This window comes from Thalassospira sp. UBA4513 (genome assembly GCF_002388495.1).
GTDB lineage: Bacteria > Pseudomonadota > Alphaproteobacteria > Rhodospirillales > Thalassospiraceae > Thalassospira > Thalassospira tepidiphila.
Genome location: NZ_DGMR01000011.1, coordinates 69,369 through 86,021 on the forward strand (window position 1 = coordinate 69,369; position 16,653 = coordinate 86,021).

13 protein-coding genes are annotated in these 16,653 nt (G+C 55.2%); 5 read left to right on the plus strand and 8 right to left on the minus strand.

The features are described from left to right. Positions 1-396: 396 nt before the first annotated feature. The gene (locus B2T33_RS04595) at positions 397-3,504 is read left to right on the plus strand and encodes an FAD-binding and (Fe-S)-binding domain-containing protein (protein ID WP_286791271.1); all 3,108 of its coding nucleotides are present in this window, start codon (positions 397-399) and stop codon (positions 3,502-3,504) included. Between the two features lie 8 nt (positions 3,505-3,512). Beyond that, a complete protein-coding gene (locus B2T33_RS04600; protein ID WP_286791272.1) occupies positions 3,513-3,821 on the plus strand; it encodes a Dabb family protein in 309 nt (102 codons plus the stop codon). Positions 3,822-4,065: 244 nt separating this feature from the next. Here B2T33_RS04600 and B2T33_RS04605 read toward each other — a convergent pair whose 3' ends face one another. Next, entirely contained in the window at positions 4,066-5,193 is a 1,128-nt protein-coding gene (locus B2T33_RS04605; RefSeq protein WP_286791273.1) for a hypothetical protein, read from the minus strand. Between the two features lie 309 nt (positions 5,194-5,502). Here B2T33_RS04605 and B2T33_RS04610 point away from each other — a divergent pair, with 309 nt between their 5' ends. After that, a complete protein-coding gene (locus B2T33_RS04610; RefSeq protein ID WP_286791274.1) occupies positions 5,503-6,852 on the plus strand; it encodes a hypothetical protein in 1,350 nt (449 codons plus the stop codon). 124 nt (positions 6,853-6,976) lie between these two features. On the opposite strand, the gene hydA is transcribed toward B2T33_RS04610, so the two are convergent. The 5 genes from hydA to B2T33_RS04635 all read right to left on the minus strand — a co-directional run bounded on the left by hydA (position 6,977) and on the right by B2T33_RS04635 (position 11,973). Then, a complete protein-coding gene (hydA, locus tag B2T33_RS04615) occupies positions 6,977-8,380 on the minus strand; it encodes a dihydropyrimidinase (protein ID WP_286791275.1) in 1,404 nt (467 codons plus the stop codon). A gap of 16 nt (positions 8,381-8,396) precedes the next feature. Then, positions 8,397-9,647, minus strand: a complete 1,251-nt coding sequence (locus B2T33_RS04620) for a cysteine desulfurase-like protein (protein WP_286791276.1) — start codon at positions 9,645-9,647, stop codon at positions 8,397-8,399. A gap of 33 nt (positions 9,648-9,680) precedes the next feature. Next, positions 9,681-10,421 carry an amino acid ABC transporter ATP-binding protein gene (locus B2T33_RS04625; RefSeq protein WP_286791277.1) on the minus strand — a complete coding sequence of 247 codons (741 nt, stop codon included), beginning with the start codon at positions 10,419-10,421 and terminating at the stop codon, positions 9,681-9,683. Next, entirely contained in the window at positions 10,421-11,092 is a 672-nt protein-coding gene (locus tag B2T33_RS04630) for an amino acid ABC transporter permease (protein ID WP_008891419.1), read from the minus strand. The genes B2T33_RS04625 and B2T33_RS04630 overlap by 1 nt, the downstream gene beginning before the upstream one ends. 83 nt (positions 11,093-11,175) lie before the next feature. After that, on the minus strand, positions 11,176-11,973 hold the full coding sequence (locus B2T33_RS04635; protein WP_286791278.1) for an ABC transporter substrate-binding protein: 798 nt from the start codon (positions 11,971-11,973) through the stop codon (positions 11,176-11,178). Positions 11,974-12,149: 176 nt separating this feature from the next. Here B2T33_RS04635 and B2T33_RS04640 point away from each other — a divergent pair, with 176 nt between their 5' ends. Further along, positions 12,150-12,839 (plus strand): FadR/GntR family transcriptional regulator, encoded by a 690-nt coding sequence (locus B2T33_RS04640; protein WP_064780666.1) that lies wholly within the window; start codon positions 12,150-12,152, stop codon positions 12,837-12,839. Positions 12,840-12,857: 18 nt separating this feature from the next. Here the strand turns inward: B2T33_RS04640 and B2T33_RS04645 are convergent, their stop codons facing one another. Continuing rightward, positions 12,858-13,733: a LysR family transcriptional regulator gene (locus tag B2T33_RS04645; protein WP_286791279.1), complete on the minus strand. Its 876-nt coding sequence runs from the start codon at positions 13,731-13,733 to the stop codon at positions 12,858-12,860. A gap of 129 nt (positions 13,734-13,862) precedes the next feature. Between B2T33_RS04645 and B2T33_RS04650 the strand changes: the two genes are divergently transcribed. Continuing rightward, positions 13,863-15,170 (plus strand): aspartate aminotransferase family protein, encoded by a 1,308-nt coding sequence (locus B2T33_RS04650; protein ID WP_286791280.1) that lies wholly within the window; start codon positions 13,863-13,865, stop codon positions 15,168-15,170. Positions 15,171-15,251: 81 nt separating this feature from the next. Here the strand turns inward: B2T33_RS04650 and B2T33_RS04655 are convergent, their stop codons facing one another. Continuing rightward, entirely contained in the window at positions 15,252-16,376 is a 1,125-nt protein-coding gene (locus B2T33_RS04655) for a metallophosphoesterase (RefSeq protein ID WP_286791281.1), read from the minus strand. Positions 16,377-16,653 lie beyond the last annotated feature (277 nt).

The window sequence follows — 16,653 nt, forward strand, 5'->3', positions numbered from 1 at the left end:
TCAACTGATCCCCCACTTAAGCGTGAAGACTTGAGTGGGCAAAAGAAACAACCGGAGAGAGGAGACAGCGGGAAAAACAACAAAACGGCCCCTCTTTCCACCCGCCCAAACTACCGCGCCTCTTGCAAGATAATCGGGGCTGGGTTTCAGATCTGAAGGCAATTGTATGAGGATTGAAAATGCGCCATCGCGGTGCATTTTGACCGGCGGTTCTGAGCACCCTGCCCGGCGTTTTGATTATTCACTTATTTTGAATAATCTTTCGGAATTTTCGATTTGTCTATTCAATCGCGATCAGGTCAAATGGGTTTGCATGCCAGATCGGGGTGCCGGCCCGCACCGGAAAAAACCCGATAAACGCATATGATATTATCATACGAGTATTGAGAGAGCCTGATGTCCGTCCCTGCCCCGGCTGCCACCCCGGTTACCAATCCGGCCACCAATCCGGTTACCAACGCTTCGAACAAAAGCGTGATCAAAAAGCTGCCGGCCCTCACCCCGGATCGGTCGCTGGACAGTTTGACGCTGGGGTTCCTCAAAACGCTGGAGGCCGAGGGCAAGTTTGCGGGTGAAATCCATGCCGATTTCCCGACCCGCCTGATCCATGCCACCGATAACAGCGTCTATCAGGTGATGCCGACCGCCGTCCTGCAGCCCAAGACGCGGGGTGACATCAATGTCGTGATGGAGCTTGCGGGGCGCGAGAAATTTTCCGAGGTCAAAATCACCCCGCGGGGTGGCGGGACCGGCACCAATGGCCAGTCGCTCAATAACACCATCATTCTTGATACCTCCAAACACCTGAATAACATCCTGGGCTTCGATGCAGAGCGCGGGCTTGTGCATGTCGAGCCCGGTGTGGTGCTGGATCAGCTTAATGCCTGGCTGAAGCCATACGGCTATTTCTTCCCGCCAGCGGTGTCGACCGCAAGCCGCGCCACGGTGGGCGGCATGATCGGATCGGACAGTTCGGGCAAGGGATCGCGGATTTATGGCAAGACCAGCCATTACATTCATGACATGACCACGGTCCTGATCGATGGCACGGATTTCAATACCCGCGCGATGACAGCGACGGAAGCCAAAGACACCATGGAACGCGCCGACCGGGTTGGGCAGCTTTATAAAATGGTCCATGACGAAATCGCGCCCCGTCGCGATCAGATCAAATCAACCTTCCCGGAAATGAACCGGGGGCTTACGGGCTATAACCTGAAGGAAGCGGTAACTGACACCGGGGACATGAACCTGTCCTTTCTGATTGCCGGGGCCGAGGGCAGCCTTGGCATGGTCAAGGAAATTACCTTCCGCGTCATCCCGCTGCCGAAATTCAAGGCCGTCACAGTGGTGCGCTATGACAGCTTTGACAGTGCCCTTCGTCACGTCAAAACGCTGGTGCAGTTTGACCCGGTGGCGATTGAAAGCATCGATGACAAGGTCATGAAACTGGCCGAGCAGGATGAGAGCTGGCACATGCTGGGCAAGCTTCTCGGCACGGAAAACAGCAATACACCCACACGCGGCTTTAACGTCGTCGAGTTCGTCGGCGAGAGCGAGGCCGAGGTCGCGGCCAAACAGGCGGAGCTCAAATCCTACCTTGAGGCCAACCCGACTGAAGACTTTGCACCGATTGGCTTTGTGCAGGCGACGGACCCTGCGCAGATCGCCGCCATCTGGTCAATCCGCGCCAAATCGGTGGGGCTTTTGGGGAACCTTGAGGGCAAACGCCGCGCCACACCTTTTGTCGAAGATACCGCCGTTCCGCCGGAAAACCTTGCCGATTTCATTGCTGAATTCCGCGCAATCCTTGATGCCGAGGGGCTTGATTACGGCATGTTTGGCCATGTCGATGTCGGCTGCCTGCATGTCCGTCCGCTGCTTGACATGATGGATGAGGAGGATGAAGCCCGCATCCGGCGCGTTTCGGACGCGGTGGCGGACCTCACCAAACGCTATAACGGCCTGATCTGGGGCGAGCATGGCAAGGGGTTCCGGGGCGAATACTCCCCCGTCTATTTCGGGCCGGAGCTTTATGATGTTCTGCGCCGTATCAAGGAGGCCTTTGATCCCGAAGGGCAGCTTAACCCCGGCAAGATCGCCTCGCCCTATTCCAAAAACACACCGATCACAGCCATCGACGAAGCCCCGATGCGCGGCCAGTTTGACCGCCAGATCGAGGATGCGCTGCGTGATGAATATCTGAACGCGACGCGGTGTAACGGCAACGGGGCGTGCTTTAACTGGGATCTGATGGATGCCATGTGCCCGTCCTATAAGGTCACGCGATCGCGCGTGCATTCGCCCAAGGGCCGGGCCGGGATGATCCGCGAATGGATCCGCCAGCTTTCTGTAGGCACAGATCCGATGAACAAGGATCTGGCCGTCATCAATGGCCGGGATTTTTCCCATGACGTGTATGAGGCGATGGCCGGTTGCCTGTCGTGCAAGGCGTGCGCGGGGCAATGCCCGGTCAAGGTCGACATCCCGGAAATGAAATCCCGGTTCCTTGAGACCTATCACACGCGCTACAAACGCCCCATCAAGGACCATGTGATTGCCTCGCTTGAAAACATGGCACCGCTTCTTGCAAAGGCGCCGGGACTGTTTAACGCGCTGCAATCGATCCCGCCGATGCCGTGGATCTTCAAACGCTTCATCGGCCTGACAGATCTGCCGAAACTCCATCGCCAGAGCCTGAAATCGGCCTTGCGCCAACGCGGCATTGGCAAGTTCAAGCAAGGGGAGCTTGAGGCCTTAAGCTCGGAAGAAAAGGCCAAGTCGGTGATCCTTGTGCAGGATTGCTTTACCACGCATTACGACACCCATGTGGTGCTGGCCCATGTCGACCTGTTGCAACGCCTTGGATATCGCGTTTTCGTGCCGCCCTATCGCCCCAATGGCAAGGCGATGCATGTGAAGGGGTTCCTCAAACGCTTTGATTATCAGGCGACGCAAAATGACATCGTGCTGGGCAAAATCGCCAAATCCGGCATTCCCATGATCGGGATCGAGGCCAGTGTGACCCTGACCTACCGGCAGGAATACGCCCAGCGACTAAGCAACCGCCCGGATTATCGCGTGCATCTGTTCCATGAATGGCTGGCGGGCGAGATCGAGCACGGCCGCCTCACCCCGCCCAAAATTGATAACGGCGTTAACATGGGCGCGACTGATGCCCCGGCAAGCCTGTTCCCCCATTGCACGGAAAAGACGTCCATCCCAGATGTTGGTGTCAAATGGCAGAAAATCTTTGATGCGTTCGGCCTAAAGCTCACCACGGAAAAAACCGGCTGCTGTGGCATGGCTGGTGTCTATGGCCACGAAACCCGCCACCAGGAAACCTCGCGCGAGCTCTATGACCTCAGCTGGAAAAAGAAGGTCGATGCGACGGGGCTTGAGAACATGCTGGTAACCGGCTATTCCTGCCGCTGTCAGGTGGACCGCTATGAAGGGGTCAAGCCGCAGCATCCGGTCGAATACCTTGCCAAACTTATTGCATAGGAAACCCCATGATCCGTCACATCGTACTGACCAAATTCAAGGCCGAGGTTACCAAAGCCGAAATCGACAGCCTGTTTGCCAAGCTGGCAGACCTGAAACCGCTCATCCCCGGCATGCGCGGCTTTGATGGCGGCGTTTCGGTCAGCCCGGAGGGCCTGGAACAAGGCTTCCGGCACGGATTTTCAATTGATTTTGACGATGCGGCAGCACGTGATGCCTATCTGGAACATCCAGAGCATAAAGCCCTGGGCGGGCAGTTGGTTGGGCTGCTTGAGGGTGGTGTCGCCGGGTTAGTGGTGTTTGATCTATCCATTTAAACGACGACTTATTTAGTACTCATTTTCGTACGGCAGGAAATAGTGACTGCAAACGACTGGATCGCCCAAGCGATTAGCCTGCGGCTAAAAATCATGCAATCTTTGTGTGACGGAGGTGGCTGTGACCAAAATAAACAGTCACGGCCACCCAACCAAGATCGACGGGCAAAATAGAACCTGATCAAGGACTGCACTGATGGCGCTTAGGTTATCCTGCCTTGAACAGTGGTATATGGATAGCCCCCTAATTCTTGTCTTTGATTTCGCCGAGAATGGTCTCTTTCGAGTCTTCGAGCGCGCTTGCAATGACTTCAAGGACCTTACTTTTGTCTTCTGCCTCAACTACCAGCGCATAAGCATTGAATTTTTTCTGGTACTCCGTGTCGTCTTCATATTCATCTTCGGCAATTGTTGAACCGTCTGCACTGTCTGTTATTTTTATTTTCGTATTTTTTGTTTCAATATGCTTCATATCCAGCACCATAGCAGCTTCTGGGAACAATGCCGGGTCGTTGTAATATTGCCCTGGTTTAAGCTTACCAAAGTCCAAAGGAAGGACGAACTCTGCGCCCTTGACAACGTCATCCTGCGTGTCTTTGTCGGTTGGAGATGACCTCAGGACAAGAACAATGCCAACTTCCTTCTCATTGTATGGGTACGTCTTGGCAGCGCTTTTGCGGAACAAAACGTAGTTCGTCTCAACGCCGATTTTTTTTATGGAGACAGTTCTTTGCGTGGAGACCGTTCTTTGCCCGGAGACCGTTCGTTGTTGACCGTCATCCGCCGTTAGCTGAACTGTGACCGCTGTTGTCTCAACTTCGACCGGTGATTTTATGGGACCTAGGATACTCGTGGCCTTTTTGCCCTGAACGGATTTGGAAACATCTTTCATTTTGAGCTCAACCGCAAACTCAGGCACAGCAGAGACCTTGATTTTTTTCAAAGTCTCGAGATCCAACTTAAAGTCTTTGACATCATCCTTTGAGAGGTCACTGTTCGTCGAAAGTTGTGCTCTCAAGATGGTTATACACTTTCCATCCCCAAGCTCCCCTACACCTCGTGCAATGTACCTTGTTGTTTTTTCTTCGTTAAATTCTCTGATTTTCTCAACACCCAAGTCAATGACATTGCCGACGACTGACGTAAGCACTGCCCCCGCTATTGCGGTTTCAATGAATGGTGCCGGGCCTTTCCCAGTTGCCGGCTTTGCCGGTTTTGCGATGCACTTATCTGAGACAAACGTCGCCATCCGGGTCTCTTGCTTCTCGATAGAAGTGTTCAGAGAGTTATCAAGATTGGTGAAAAATCCGCACCCCGACAGCATTCCTGTCACGGCGACTGCCGCAACGCCCTTTAACAAAATTCTGTTCATGTCGATTATCCCCACATTTTCCAAAACCCCAAATTGATCACCCTGCCTAACGCTCGAACACAAGCAACCAACAAATATCAATTATAAGTTATATAGAGCACCATATAACAGCAAGACATTATTTACGCGCCCTGATTGCCATGATCGCGACAAAGCCTCGAATTAATCCACATTCTGGTGCATTTTCACACCAAAAAATGCCCCACCCATCACAACCTAGAATCGTAAATACCTGATTGAATTAGGGTTACCTCATGTGATATCTTATCAATTATAGGTTTATTTTCATATTCAAGGGCGGGGCGAGGCATGGAGCGGCCAAAATTAACGGCATTGTGGAAAGCAGCAATTTTGTTTGCATTAACGGGGTGTACGTCACTTCCGTACGATGAACCGGCGTTTGATGCAGGATCGGACGTCGTAAGCTTTGATGATCCGTCTGTAAACTTTCCAGGAATGGCCGCCTCTGTCGGAGGCGGCAATAGAACGCTCGCATTTTTCACACACGGGATGTGCCCCCGCTCATGGTCATGGGTCGATCATCTAGAGCAAAACCTGGAACGTTCGCTGGGACAGTTAGATTTAACCGAGCCCAAACCAAAACCATCATCAACAGCGAAGAGCCTCACAGAAGGCATTGTTTATCGCAGGAACATCACGACACCGACGGGAAGCATTGAAGGAACATTTTACCTTTATTCACCCATGATCGAAATTTATCGACAGACACTAGGCTTCGATTGGGACTATTCGGGCCCCCTCGGAGCTGGTGAATTTCGGTATGAAAGAGCCAAGTTAAACAAAAGCTCCAAACTTAGATTGATGAATGACTGCCTTGTCGATGCTGTTGTCGCATCCGGAAAGAATGGTGAAGCTATTCATGTCGACATGATGAAAAAGCTTTGCGCTTTCTTCGGTGGAAGCCTTGCAGAGCAAGGTCCGACATGTGCATTGGGCTCGGAAAAAACAGCTACAGTGCACCGGACACTTTATTCTGAAAGCCTTGGCAGCCAAATCATGACCCAAGCCCTTCTCAGCTTGCAACCGGCAAACGGTCAGGAAGATTTATTTGCTGCTCGTCTGGCGACCGTCGACCAAATATTCTTAAGCGCAAACCAGATCCCATTATTGCAAGTCGCAAATATGGAACTCTCGACATCTGACATCGAGATATACAAAAAAACAACCCCACCCAAAACAGGCGAAACCAGTCAGGAGATGCGATCGAAGCGCCAAGAGCTAATTGACCGCATTGCGGGAAGACAGCTTATGCTTTTGGAAGAAAAACTTCGGCCTAAGACCACAAACAGGCCAAATGTAGCTGCGCCTTTGAGGATAATTGCGTTTACCGACCCAAACGACCTGCTTAGCTATCGCCTTCCAACCGGGTTTATGGGAACAGCAAAAAGCAAAGATACCACAACAGAAATCAAACTGGATCTGATCAACGTGATCGTGTCAAATGCCCCGACATATTCGGTGCCGTTTTTCCCAAAGCTGGAAGTTGAACTACCGAATAAAGCCCATTGCGACTATGACACAAACCCAGATGTAATCGCCCTGATGATCGCAGGAAATGACGTTAACGGCCCATACAATTGGCGTGAGGTTCGAGAGCGCTTGACGAACACACAAGGCAACCCTGATTGCACCTTCTGATGGTTGATGGCCGAATGCCGTGCTGTCTTGGTGATCAGGGCAGACACTAACAAAGAATGCGGTGTATCAAACGCCGCATTCTTTATTTTCGATCATTGACCAGATCAGCGATTGAGGCCGGTTCCTATGTCACCAAATTCGATTTCTGCCGTGGCAGGTATTTGCCGTCGCCCTTTTGGCCGGTAACTTCGCCGTCCTTGACCACGGTTTTGCCGCGCACGATGGTGTGGACGGGCCAGCCTTTGACCTCCAAGCCTTCATAGGGGCTGTAGTCGCAGCCCTGTTGCAGGATGTCGTTGGTGATGGTGACGTTTTTATTGGGGTCCCAAAGGGCGAGGTCGGCGTCCGAGCCAATCGCAATCGTGCCCTTTTGCGGGTACATGCCGTACAGTTTGGCGTGGTTGGTGGCGGTCAGGGCGACAAAGCGGTTGAGGTCGATGCGGCCCTTTTGCACGCCTTCGGAAAACAGGATTGGCAAACGCGTTGCTACACCGGGGATGCCATTGGGGATCCAGCGGAAGCTTTTCTTGCCCTTTTCATTGAGCTTGCCTTCCGGGTCGTTAAAGCGGAACGGGCAATGATCGGATGAGAACAGGTCAAACACGCCGCGTTCCAGACCATCCCAGCAGGCGTCCTGACTTTCCTTGTCACGCGGCGGCGGGGAGCAGACGAATTTCGCCCCTTCGAGTTCATCCTGATCAAGGTCATCAGCCGTCAACATGAGATATTGCGGGCAGGTTTCGCCGACGACCTTGGACCCGCGCACGCGGGCACGTTCGATTTCTTCCATCGCCTGCCGGTTCGACACATGGACAATCACGATCGGGGTATCGACGATTTCGGCCAGTGACAGCGCGCGATGGGTGGCTTCACGTTCTGCGGCAATCGGACGGGTTGTGGCGTGGGATTTGGCGGAGAATTCGCCGGCGGCCTCGTGCTGGCCGATCAGGAAGCGAATGGCGTCCTCGTTCTCGCAATGCACCAGAACGAGTGCGCCGGTATTGCGGGCCGCATCAAGGGTATCGAGGATTTCATCATCGCGCAGACGCAGGTTTTCATAGGTCATGAAAACCTTGAAAGAGGTATAGCCGTCCTCGACCAGGGCCGGGAGTTCCTGACCCAGAACGGACGGGGTCGGGTCGGTGACGATCAGGTGGAAGGCCACATCAATATGGCAATTGCCATCCGCCTTGGCATGATAGACGTCAAGCGAATGACGCAGGCTGTCGCCCTTTTCCTGCATGCAGAATGCGAGGATCGAGGTGTTGCCGCCGATGGCAGCTGATCGGGTACCGCTTTCGAAATCATCGGCCATGACGATGCCATCGCCGGATGGCTGATCAATATGCACGTGGCTGTCGATGCCGCCCGGCATAACGTAAAGCCCGGTGGCATCAACGATGTCGTCCGCCCCGGTCAGGGCATCGGCGATGGCGGCAATCTTGCCGTCCTTGATGCCAAGATCGGCAACATAGGTGTCGCTGGCGGTGACGATGGTGCCGTTTTTGATGATACGGTCAAACTGCATGATGTGGCCTGCCCCCTTATTGATCGGTCGCGTCAAGCAGGCGGTCAAACGCCGCAGTCAGACGGTCCACCTGTTCAATCGTGTTGTAGTGCACCATCGACACACGCAAAACGCCAGCATTATCAGACAGGCCCATATATTCGACCAGACGCCTTGAATGGAAATCGCCAAAGCGAATGGCGATCTTTTCCCGGTCAATGATCTTGCAGACGTCCTCTGCATTGCGGCCATCAAAGCGGAACGCAATGGTCGGGATGCGCGTGCCGTCGCGGTTGTCATCCTGCCCGACGATGACGCAATCATTGCGCCCCCGCAGATAGCGCAACAAACGTTCGGTCAGGGCATTTTCCTGTGCCGCGATGGCGTCATAGGCGGCGACGATTTTATCGCGCACGGTGCCAGACCCCCCTGCCCGCTCGCCAAGCTCCGTCAGGTAATCGACAATGCCGCAAACCGAATAGGCCATTTCATAGCTGGGGTTGCCGGCCTCAAGCTTTCCGGGGACTTTGTCCTTGCCGTAGAAGTAGTGATAAAGCGTATCAAGCTCGAGCAGCAGGTCATACTTGCCATACATCATGGCCCCATGCGGGCCGTATGTTTTATAGAGGCTAAAGACATAATAGTCGGCGTCAAAGGCCTTAACATCCACCGCGCGGTGCGGGGCATAGGCGACGGCATCGATACAGATTTTCGCACCATTGGCGTGGGCGTAATCGGCGAATTCGCGGATCGGATTGATTTCGCCAATGATGTTGGAAACGTGCGTGACGCAGACCAGTTTGGTGCGGTCGCCCATCGCGGCCTTGAGGCCATCAAGGCTGAGCCGCCCGGTTTTGACATCGGGTTCCCAGAAACGGATGTTCACACCGAATTCTTCAAGTGCCACCCACGGGCCGATATTGCTTTCATGATCGCCGATGGTAACGACAATCTCGTCGCCCGGTTTGAACTGGCTGCGCATGGCGCGTGCGAGGTTTTGCAAAAGAACCGTGGTCGAGGCGCCGAAAATGATTTCTTCGGGGCGGCTCGCATTGACCAGCTGGGCGGCAGACTTGCGCGCATCCAGAAGGGCTTCGGCGGCCTTTTGCGAGACTTCGTATGAGCCGCCGATCTGCACATTGCGCTCGATCAGGAAAGCATTGATGCGGTCCAGTGCCTTGGACAGGATTTGCGATCCGCCGGCATTATCAAAAAAGGTCCAGCCATTAGCGAGGGCGGGAAACTGGCTGTGGACATAGTCCATATCAAGGGTGCGTTGATCTGCCATTGACGGCATCCTCCGGTTGATTTGTCTTTTATTTTAATGATCGAGAACGGCGTGGAGGAAGTTCCTTGTGCGTTCTTCTTTCGGCGCATCGAATATTTCGCTGGGCGTTCCGGCCTCGATAATCGCACCGCCATCCATGAACAGGACGCGGTCCGCGACCTGACGGGCAAAGCCCATTTCATGGGTGACCACGACCATGGTGACGCCGGTCCCGGCGAGCTTTTTCATGACGTCGAGAACCTCGCCGACCATTTCGGGATCAAGGGCGGAGGTTGGCTCGTCAAACAGAAGCACACGCGGTTCCATGGCAAGGGCACGGGCAATCGCCACACGCTGTTGCTGCCCACCTGAAAGCTGGGCCGGGTATTTGTCGGCCTGAACGGAAATGCCGACCCGTTCCAGCAAGTCACGCGCGCGTTTTTCGGCGTCCGCCTCTGACATTTTGCGTACCCGGATCGGGGCCAGCATGACATTGCGCAGCACGGTCATGTGCGGGAACAGGTTGAAGGACTGAAACACCATGCCGACTTCGGCCCGGACCTGATCCAGATCGGGACCGGGACGCACCGGAATGCCATCAACGGTGATTTCGCTGCCGTCCTCGAACGGTTCGAGATGATTGATGCAACGAATAAGCGTTGATTTGCCAGAGCCCGACGGGCCAACAACGCACAGCACCTCGCCTTGGGCGATATCAAGATCAATGCCGTGCAGGGCGACGAACTGGCCATAGGTCTTGCGCAGGTTGGAAATTTTGATCAATGGCGCTTTCATCAGCTTCTCCCGCGGCTAAAACGTTTTTCAAGATGCGCGACATAGCGCACCATCGGCAGAAGCAGGATCAGATAGATCACAGCAGCACCGATCAGCGGCGTCGGGTTGGCGGAAAGGGCCTGTGCCTGGGTCGCCTGTTTGAGCAGATCGGGCATGGCGACAACCGATGCCAGCGCGGTATCCTTAAGCACATTGATGCAGTTATTGGTCAGCGGCGGAATGACGATGCGGATGGCCTGGGGCAAGATGACATCGGTCATGATGTAGCGGTTGGAAAGGCCCAAGGCGGCGGAGGCTTCAAACTGGCCCTTGGGGATGGCTTCGATCCCGGCACGGAAAATTTCGGCGGTGTAGGCCGCGGACACCAGCGTCAGGGCCGTTACGGCCGAGAAGAAGGGCGAAAGCCTGATGCCGACAAAGGGCAGCGCGTAATAAACAATGATCAGCAACACCAGAAGCGGGATCGAGCGGAAGACATCGATATAGGCCCGCACGAGCCCGGTCACCACAGGCCCGGCATAAAGCCGCAGAACGGCCAGAAACAGGCCACCGATCAGACCGGCAATGATGCTGGTTGCGCCAATCCCGATGGTGACAAGCAGGCCGTTCATAAGCTGCGGCAGGCTTTGCATCAGGACGGGAATGTTAAAGAAAGTCGAAAATAAATCCATTTTACCACCAGGTCAGGTTGCCCCGCCGACGACACCGGGAGCGGATTGGTATCGTCGGCAGGGATGATCAGCGATATGCGCGATTATTTAAGGGTCGGCATATCAAGGACCTGAACGGTCGAGGTGGTGTCTTCTGGCGTTGCGCCGAACCAGGTTTCATGCAGACCGGCGATGAAGCCTTCTTTTTTCAGTTCGGTGATAACGTCGTTAACTTCGGTTGCGAGGGCCGCGTCCTTGTTAAACATGATCGAGTATTTTTCACCGGTGGTGATGCGCTCGACCACTTTAAGGGCCGGCTTGTCCTTGACGTAATAGAGCAGTGCCGGGATATCGCTTACATAGCCGTCAATACGACCGGCCTGCAGATCAAGCATCGCTGGCGACAGGCCTTCGTAACGGCGGACATCGGCAATGCCGTATTCGCCGCCATTTGCGGTGACCCACATATCGCCGGTGGATCCTGTATCAACACCAACAACCTTGCCATCCATGGTTTCAAGGCCGGTGACGCCGCCTTCTGCGGTGGCGGTCAGGGACTGGTCACTGTCGTAGTAAGGCTGCGCGAAGGTGACAGACTCAAGACGCTTGTCGGTGATGGTGATCGATGAAACCGCCATGTCGATGCGGCCCGACTGGACCGCCGGGAACAGGCCGTTGAACGGAATGTTGACGAACTCGACCGATTTGCCGAGGCGGTTGGCGATTTCATTGACGAGATCGACTTCGAAACCGACCACGGTGCCGTCAGCTTCTTCGAATTCCCACGGCACGTTGCCGATATTGGCACCAACGGTCAGGTCTGCTGCGTTTGCGGATGCCAGTGAGGACACGGCAAGAACGCCGCCAACGACGCTGGACGTCAGAAAGTTGAGAAACTTCATTATGATTTCCTTGTGTTTTTAGCCTACCCTGAGATACTACTGGTCTAACTGGTCAGACCAGTCAGGCCAGACAAACATATTTGGATGATACGTGCAAGATTGTTTGTGCAAAAATGAGTCAGATTTGCTTTGATACCGACAACTGAGCAAAAAATACGCAAGAAGGACACGAGGGAATGTTCAACCGCACGCCGCTGCCGCAGACAGTCGCACGCCAAATTCAGGACATGATCCAGAATGGGGAACTGACCCCGGGCGACAAAATTCCATCCCAGCGCGAATTCGCGCAGAAATTCGGCATTTCCCGGGCTTCCTTGCGCGAGGCACTTCTGACCCTTGAAACACTTGGCCTGATCAAGACCGAAGCCGGGCGCGGCACCTTTGTCACCGACCCCGCCAGCCGTGCCAAGGCCGACATGGCACCGTGGCGCTATTCGGAAAGCCACAGTGTTTTTGACGTTTTCCAGACGCGCATGATCCTTGAAAGCGAAATTGCTGCGCTTGCCTGTGGCCGCCTGACCGCGACCCAGCTTGAGGCAATGGAAGATGCGACCAACCGCATGGAAAAATGCTGGGCCGAGCAGGATCTGATTGCCAATGTCGAGGCCGATCTGGAATTCCATGCAACGATTGTCGAGGCATGTTCCAACAGCATGATGCGCGAACTTTATCAGGCAGTGCGCGACAAGATCACCGAAACCCAGCGCCAGCCGATCCCGATCACCGATCCGGAACGCATGCGCGCCTCCATCGGTGAACACCGCAAAATCATTGCCGCCCTGCGCGATAATGACGCCGAACGTGCGCGGCGCGAAATGCAGGCCCATGTCCGCAACACCGCGCGCTGTGCCGGGTTGCAAACCTGACCTGCCCCACCGCCTCCATTAAAGAAACGGCAGCATCTTGGTGATGTGATCGGCGAATGCGTCTGTGGCCGGGCTTGGATTAATTTCGGATTTCAGGACGCGCAGGCCCAGTTTCGGTAAGGGTGGCAGCGGCGATTTCAGGATGAAAAGATCGTTCGGAACCGCCTTTTGCATCATCACGCTGATGGCAAGGCCGGAACGGGTCACGGCAATCAGACCCGCCAGACTGTTGCTGGCATAGGCGATTTGATAGGGCAGCTTGGCCGCGTCCATCGCATCGCGGGCAGATCGGTGATCAAGGGCGTTGGCGGCGGCCAGTGCCAGCGGGATCGGGCTTTGCGGATCGGTATTCTGGTTGAAATCATGCAGTTCCAATGTCGGTTTGCTCCCGACCCAGGCGAGTTGTTCGGTGCGGATGAAGTCACCGCCGGGCGTGATGTCCGGGGTGGAGACCAGCGCCATGTCGATCTGGCGCGCATGCAGGAGTTTTTGTAAATCCGGCGTCGGGGCCGACACCACGCGGATTTCGATATCGCGGTGGATCGCGCCAAAGCTTTTGAGCAAGGCCGGGAAAAAGGCGATCAGATAATCTTCGGGGCAGCCAAAGGTGATGGCACCGCGTAATCCCTGATCGGAAAAGCTTGAGACCGCATCATCATGCAGGCGCAGGATGCGTTCGGCGTAACCAAGAAACCGCTCCCCCGCCCCGGTCAGCCGCACCCCACTGCCCGAACGGTGAAACAGGCTTTGGCCAAGGGCATCTTCAAGTCGCTGAATCTGCATGGTGACAGTCGACTGGGTGCGACCGACCTGAATAGCGGCGGCACTCAGCGTACCAGCATGGGCAGCACGGACAAAGGTTGTCAGCAGTTTGAGATCAAGCAGCGCCTGCATGCGGGGCTCCGTCCATTACAGCCATCAATATTTTTGATATCGGAGTGCAAGCATTATCAATTTTACCGCTTTGGCGCCACAAGATAGGCTTTTCCCATCAAATGAATGGACCAGCACAGGGGAAAGATCATGTCACGCAATGATGACGCCGCCTTTTGGCAAAGCGCAAATAACCACCTGATCCGCTATGGCAGCCCGTTTGATCCGGCGATCATTGAACGCGCCAAGGGATCATATGTTTATGACGCCGATGGCCGCGCGATCCTTGATTTTACATCCGGGCAAATGTCAGCGGTTCTCGGCCATGGTCATCCGCGCATTGTCGAGACCGTACAGCGGCAGATCGAAACCGTCGCACATTTGTTTAGCAGCATGCTGACCCGGCCGGTGGTGGAGCTTGCCGAAAGGCTGGCCGTCCTTGCACCGGGATTGGAAAAGGTTTTGTTCCTGTCGACGGGTGCCGAAAGCAACGAAGCGGCCATTCGCATGGCGAAGCTTGTCACCGGCAAGCATGAGATCGTGGCGTTTTCCAAAAGCTGGCACGGCATGACCGGGGTCGCGGCATCGGCGACCTATAGTGCCGGGCGCAAGGGATATGGCCCGGCCGCGGTCGGATCCTTTGCCATCCCGGCCCCCAATGCATTTCGCCCGCGCTTCAAGCATCCTGACGGGTCGCTTGACTGGCAGACGGAACTTGATGATGCATTCGAGCTTCTGGATGCGCAATCGACCGGCAATCTGGCGGCGTTCGTCGCCGAGCCGATCTTATCGAGCGGCGGGATCCTTGAACTGCCGAAAGGGTACCTCGCAGCACTCAAGAAGAAGTGCGAAGAGCGCGGGATGCTGTTGATTTTGGATGAGGCGCAAACCGGCATCGGCCGCACCGGCGACATGTTTGCGTTTCAGCGTGACGGGGTCACCCCCGATATCCTGACATTGTCCAAAACCATCGGGGCGGGATTGCCGCTTTCCGCCGTCATGACCACGCCCGAGATTGAGCAGGCCGCCTATGAAAAGGGGTTCCTGTTTTACACCACCCACGTGTCCGACCCCCTGCCCGCCGCGGTTGGCTTGACGGTGCTTGATGTGGTCCGCGACGAGAATCTGGTCGCACGCGCAAGGCAGATGGGTGCGCAGCTTTTCGAGGGGTTATCCGCGATCAAGGACCAGTATGCGTGCGTCGGGGATGTGCGCGGGCGCGGGTTGCTTTTGGGCATGGAGATCATCAAGGAGTCTGGTAATCGCGAACCCGATCACGACATGGGGGCCGCCATCATGGCCGAGGCGTTCAAGCGCGGGCTGAGCATGAATATCGTCAAGATGCCGGGAATGGGTGGCGTGTTCCGCATTGCACCGCCCCTGACCATCAGCTCAGAGGAACTCGATCAGGGCATTTCGATCATTGGTGATGCCGTGAAGGCGTGCGTTACGCGCTAGGACCTAATAGCTTCTCGCCCCTCCCCTTGTGCCACCGCACGGAAAACGGCGTCCTGATGTCTCGGGACGCCGTTCTTTATTCTAGTCCTTGCGCAGCGTGATCACGGTGAGTTCAGCGGGCACACCGACCCGGATGGCGAAGCCCGGCCATTGGGCGGTGCCGTTATTGACGTAAAGCTGCATGTCCTCGATGTCATAGAGCCCTGAGACAAAGCCGCCATTAAGCATGGCAACGATATTGTCAAAGCCCCATACCATGCCGCCGTGGGTATGGCCGGAAAGTTGCAGGTCAACACCCAGCGGTGCGGCATCGCGGGCCATTTTCGGTTGGTGATCAAGCAGGATCACCGGCGCACTTTCCGGACGGCCTGCAAGCGCCTTCGCAACATCGGGTTCAGGGCGATCCGTATTGCCGGCGCGAAGGTCGGTGACGCCGGCGATGGTCAGCTGACCCCCATCGCGGTCGAGCACGATATGATCGTTTTCAAGGGTCAGCATATTGAGCCCGCCATAATGGCGCATCCAGTTTTCATAGCCGAAATAATATTCGTGATTGCCCGGAATGGTGATGATCCCGTCGCGCGCGCTCAGATCAACAAGCGGTTGCACATCATCATAGCGCAGCGGCAATTCACCATCGATCAGATCACCGGTGATCACGATCAGGTCCGGCTCAAGCGCGTTGGTTTTTTCAACCACCTCCGCCACCCACGGGCGTTCATAGAGCTTGCTGATATGAAGGTCGGTCAGCTGGACGATGCGATAGCCGTCAAAACTGTCTGGCAGGTCGCGGATGGTGACATCCATTTCCTTGACGTCGGGTACGCGCATGCCTTCTGCCACGCCAAAGCAAGCCAATGCGATGGCGGCAAAGGACATGACGGTGCGCAGGATTTTGGGCGGATGCTGTTTACGGCGCAGGATCACCCAGCGCAGCAAAAGACCGATCAGGTCATAGGCGAGCTGGAACCACACCAGGAAGAAAATCACGCCGAATGCCACGTTGATGGCGACAACAATCGGCTGCGGGAATTCCGGCAAGAACATGCTGCCAAAGGCGATGCGGGAATACAGATGATGCTGGGATCCAATCAGCAAAAGCACGCCAAAACTGATCTTCGCCCAGCGCGGCCATGCCAGATAGCGCACGTGACGCACAAGAACATACAAACAGGCAAGAGCGACATTGATGTGAAAAAACAGCACCGGACAGACAATCCTTTGAAAACAAATGAGGCGTCGCGCAATATAGCCGAAACGGGCGGAACAATCGCAACCATTCACTTAAACGTCTGAAACAGGTGATTGGTTTTCAAAAAAGATTGCGCAACATCAAAGCCCGGGGCGAGACAATCACCTAGGATCATTCCAGAGAGTGTTGCGTTGCACAATTGCAAGAGCAATACTCGTTGAAATTGTTGACCAAGTCGCGCTGTACCCTGTCCCTGCACCCTGCCTTGGTCCGCCCCGTTGTCGGAGAATG

Bases quoted from the DNA above. Each gene is read 5' to 3' on its own strand.
- B2T33_RS04595 (WP_286791271.1), top strand. From the start codon at position 397: ATGTCCGTCCCTGCCCCGGCTGCCACCCCGGTTACCAATCCGGCCACC.
- B2T33_RS04600 (WP_286791272.1), top strand. From the start codon at position 3,513: ATGATCCGTCACATCGTACTGACCAAATTCAAGGCCGAGGTTACCAAA.
- B2T33_RS04605 (WP_286791273.1), bottom strand. From the start codon at position 5,193: ATGAACAGAATTTTGTTAAAGGGCGTTGCGGCAGTCGCCGTGACAGGA.
- B2T33_RS04610 (WP_286791274.1), top strand. From the start codon at position 5,503: ATGGAGCGGCCAAAATTAACGGCATTGTGGAAAGCAGCAATTTTGTTT.
- hydA (WP_286791275.1), bottom strand. From the start codon at position 8,380: ATGCAGTTTGACCGTATCATCAAAAACGGCACCATCGTCACCGCCAGC.
- B2T33_RS04620 (WP_286791276.1), bottom strand. From the start codon at position 9,647: ATGGCAGATCAACGCACCCTTGATATGGACTATGTCCACAGCCAGTTT.
- B2T33_RS04625 (WP_286791277.1), bottom strand. From the start codon at position 10,421: ATGAAAGCGCCATTGATCAAAATTTCCAACCTGCGCAAGACCTATGGC.
- B2T33_RS04630 (WP_008891419.1), bottom strand. From the start codon at position 11,092: ATGGATTTATTTTCGACTTTCTTTAACATTCCCGTCCTGATGCAAAGC.
- B2T33_RS04635 (WP_286791278.1), bottom strand. From the start codon at position 11,973: ATGAAGTTTCTCAACTTTCTGACGTCCAGCGTCGTTGGCGGCGTTCTT.
- B2T33_RS04640 (WP_064780666.1), top strand. From the start codon at position 12,150: ATGTTCAACCGCACGCCGCTGCCGCAGACAGTCGCACGCCAAATTCAG.
- B2T33_RS04645 (WP_286791279.1), bottom strand. From the start codon at position 13,733: ATGCAGGCGCTGCTTGATCTCAAACTGCTGACAACCTTTGTCCGTGCT.
- B2T33_RS04650 (WP_286791280.1), top strand. From the start codon at position 13,863: ATGTCACGCAATGATGACGCCGCCTTTTGGCAAAGCGCAAATAACCAC.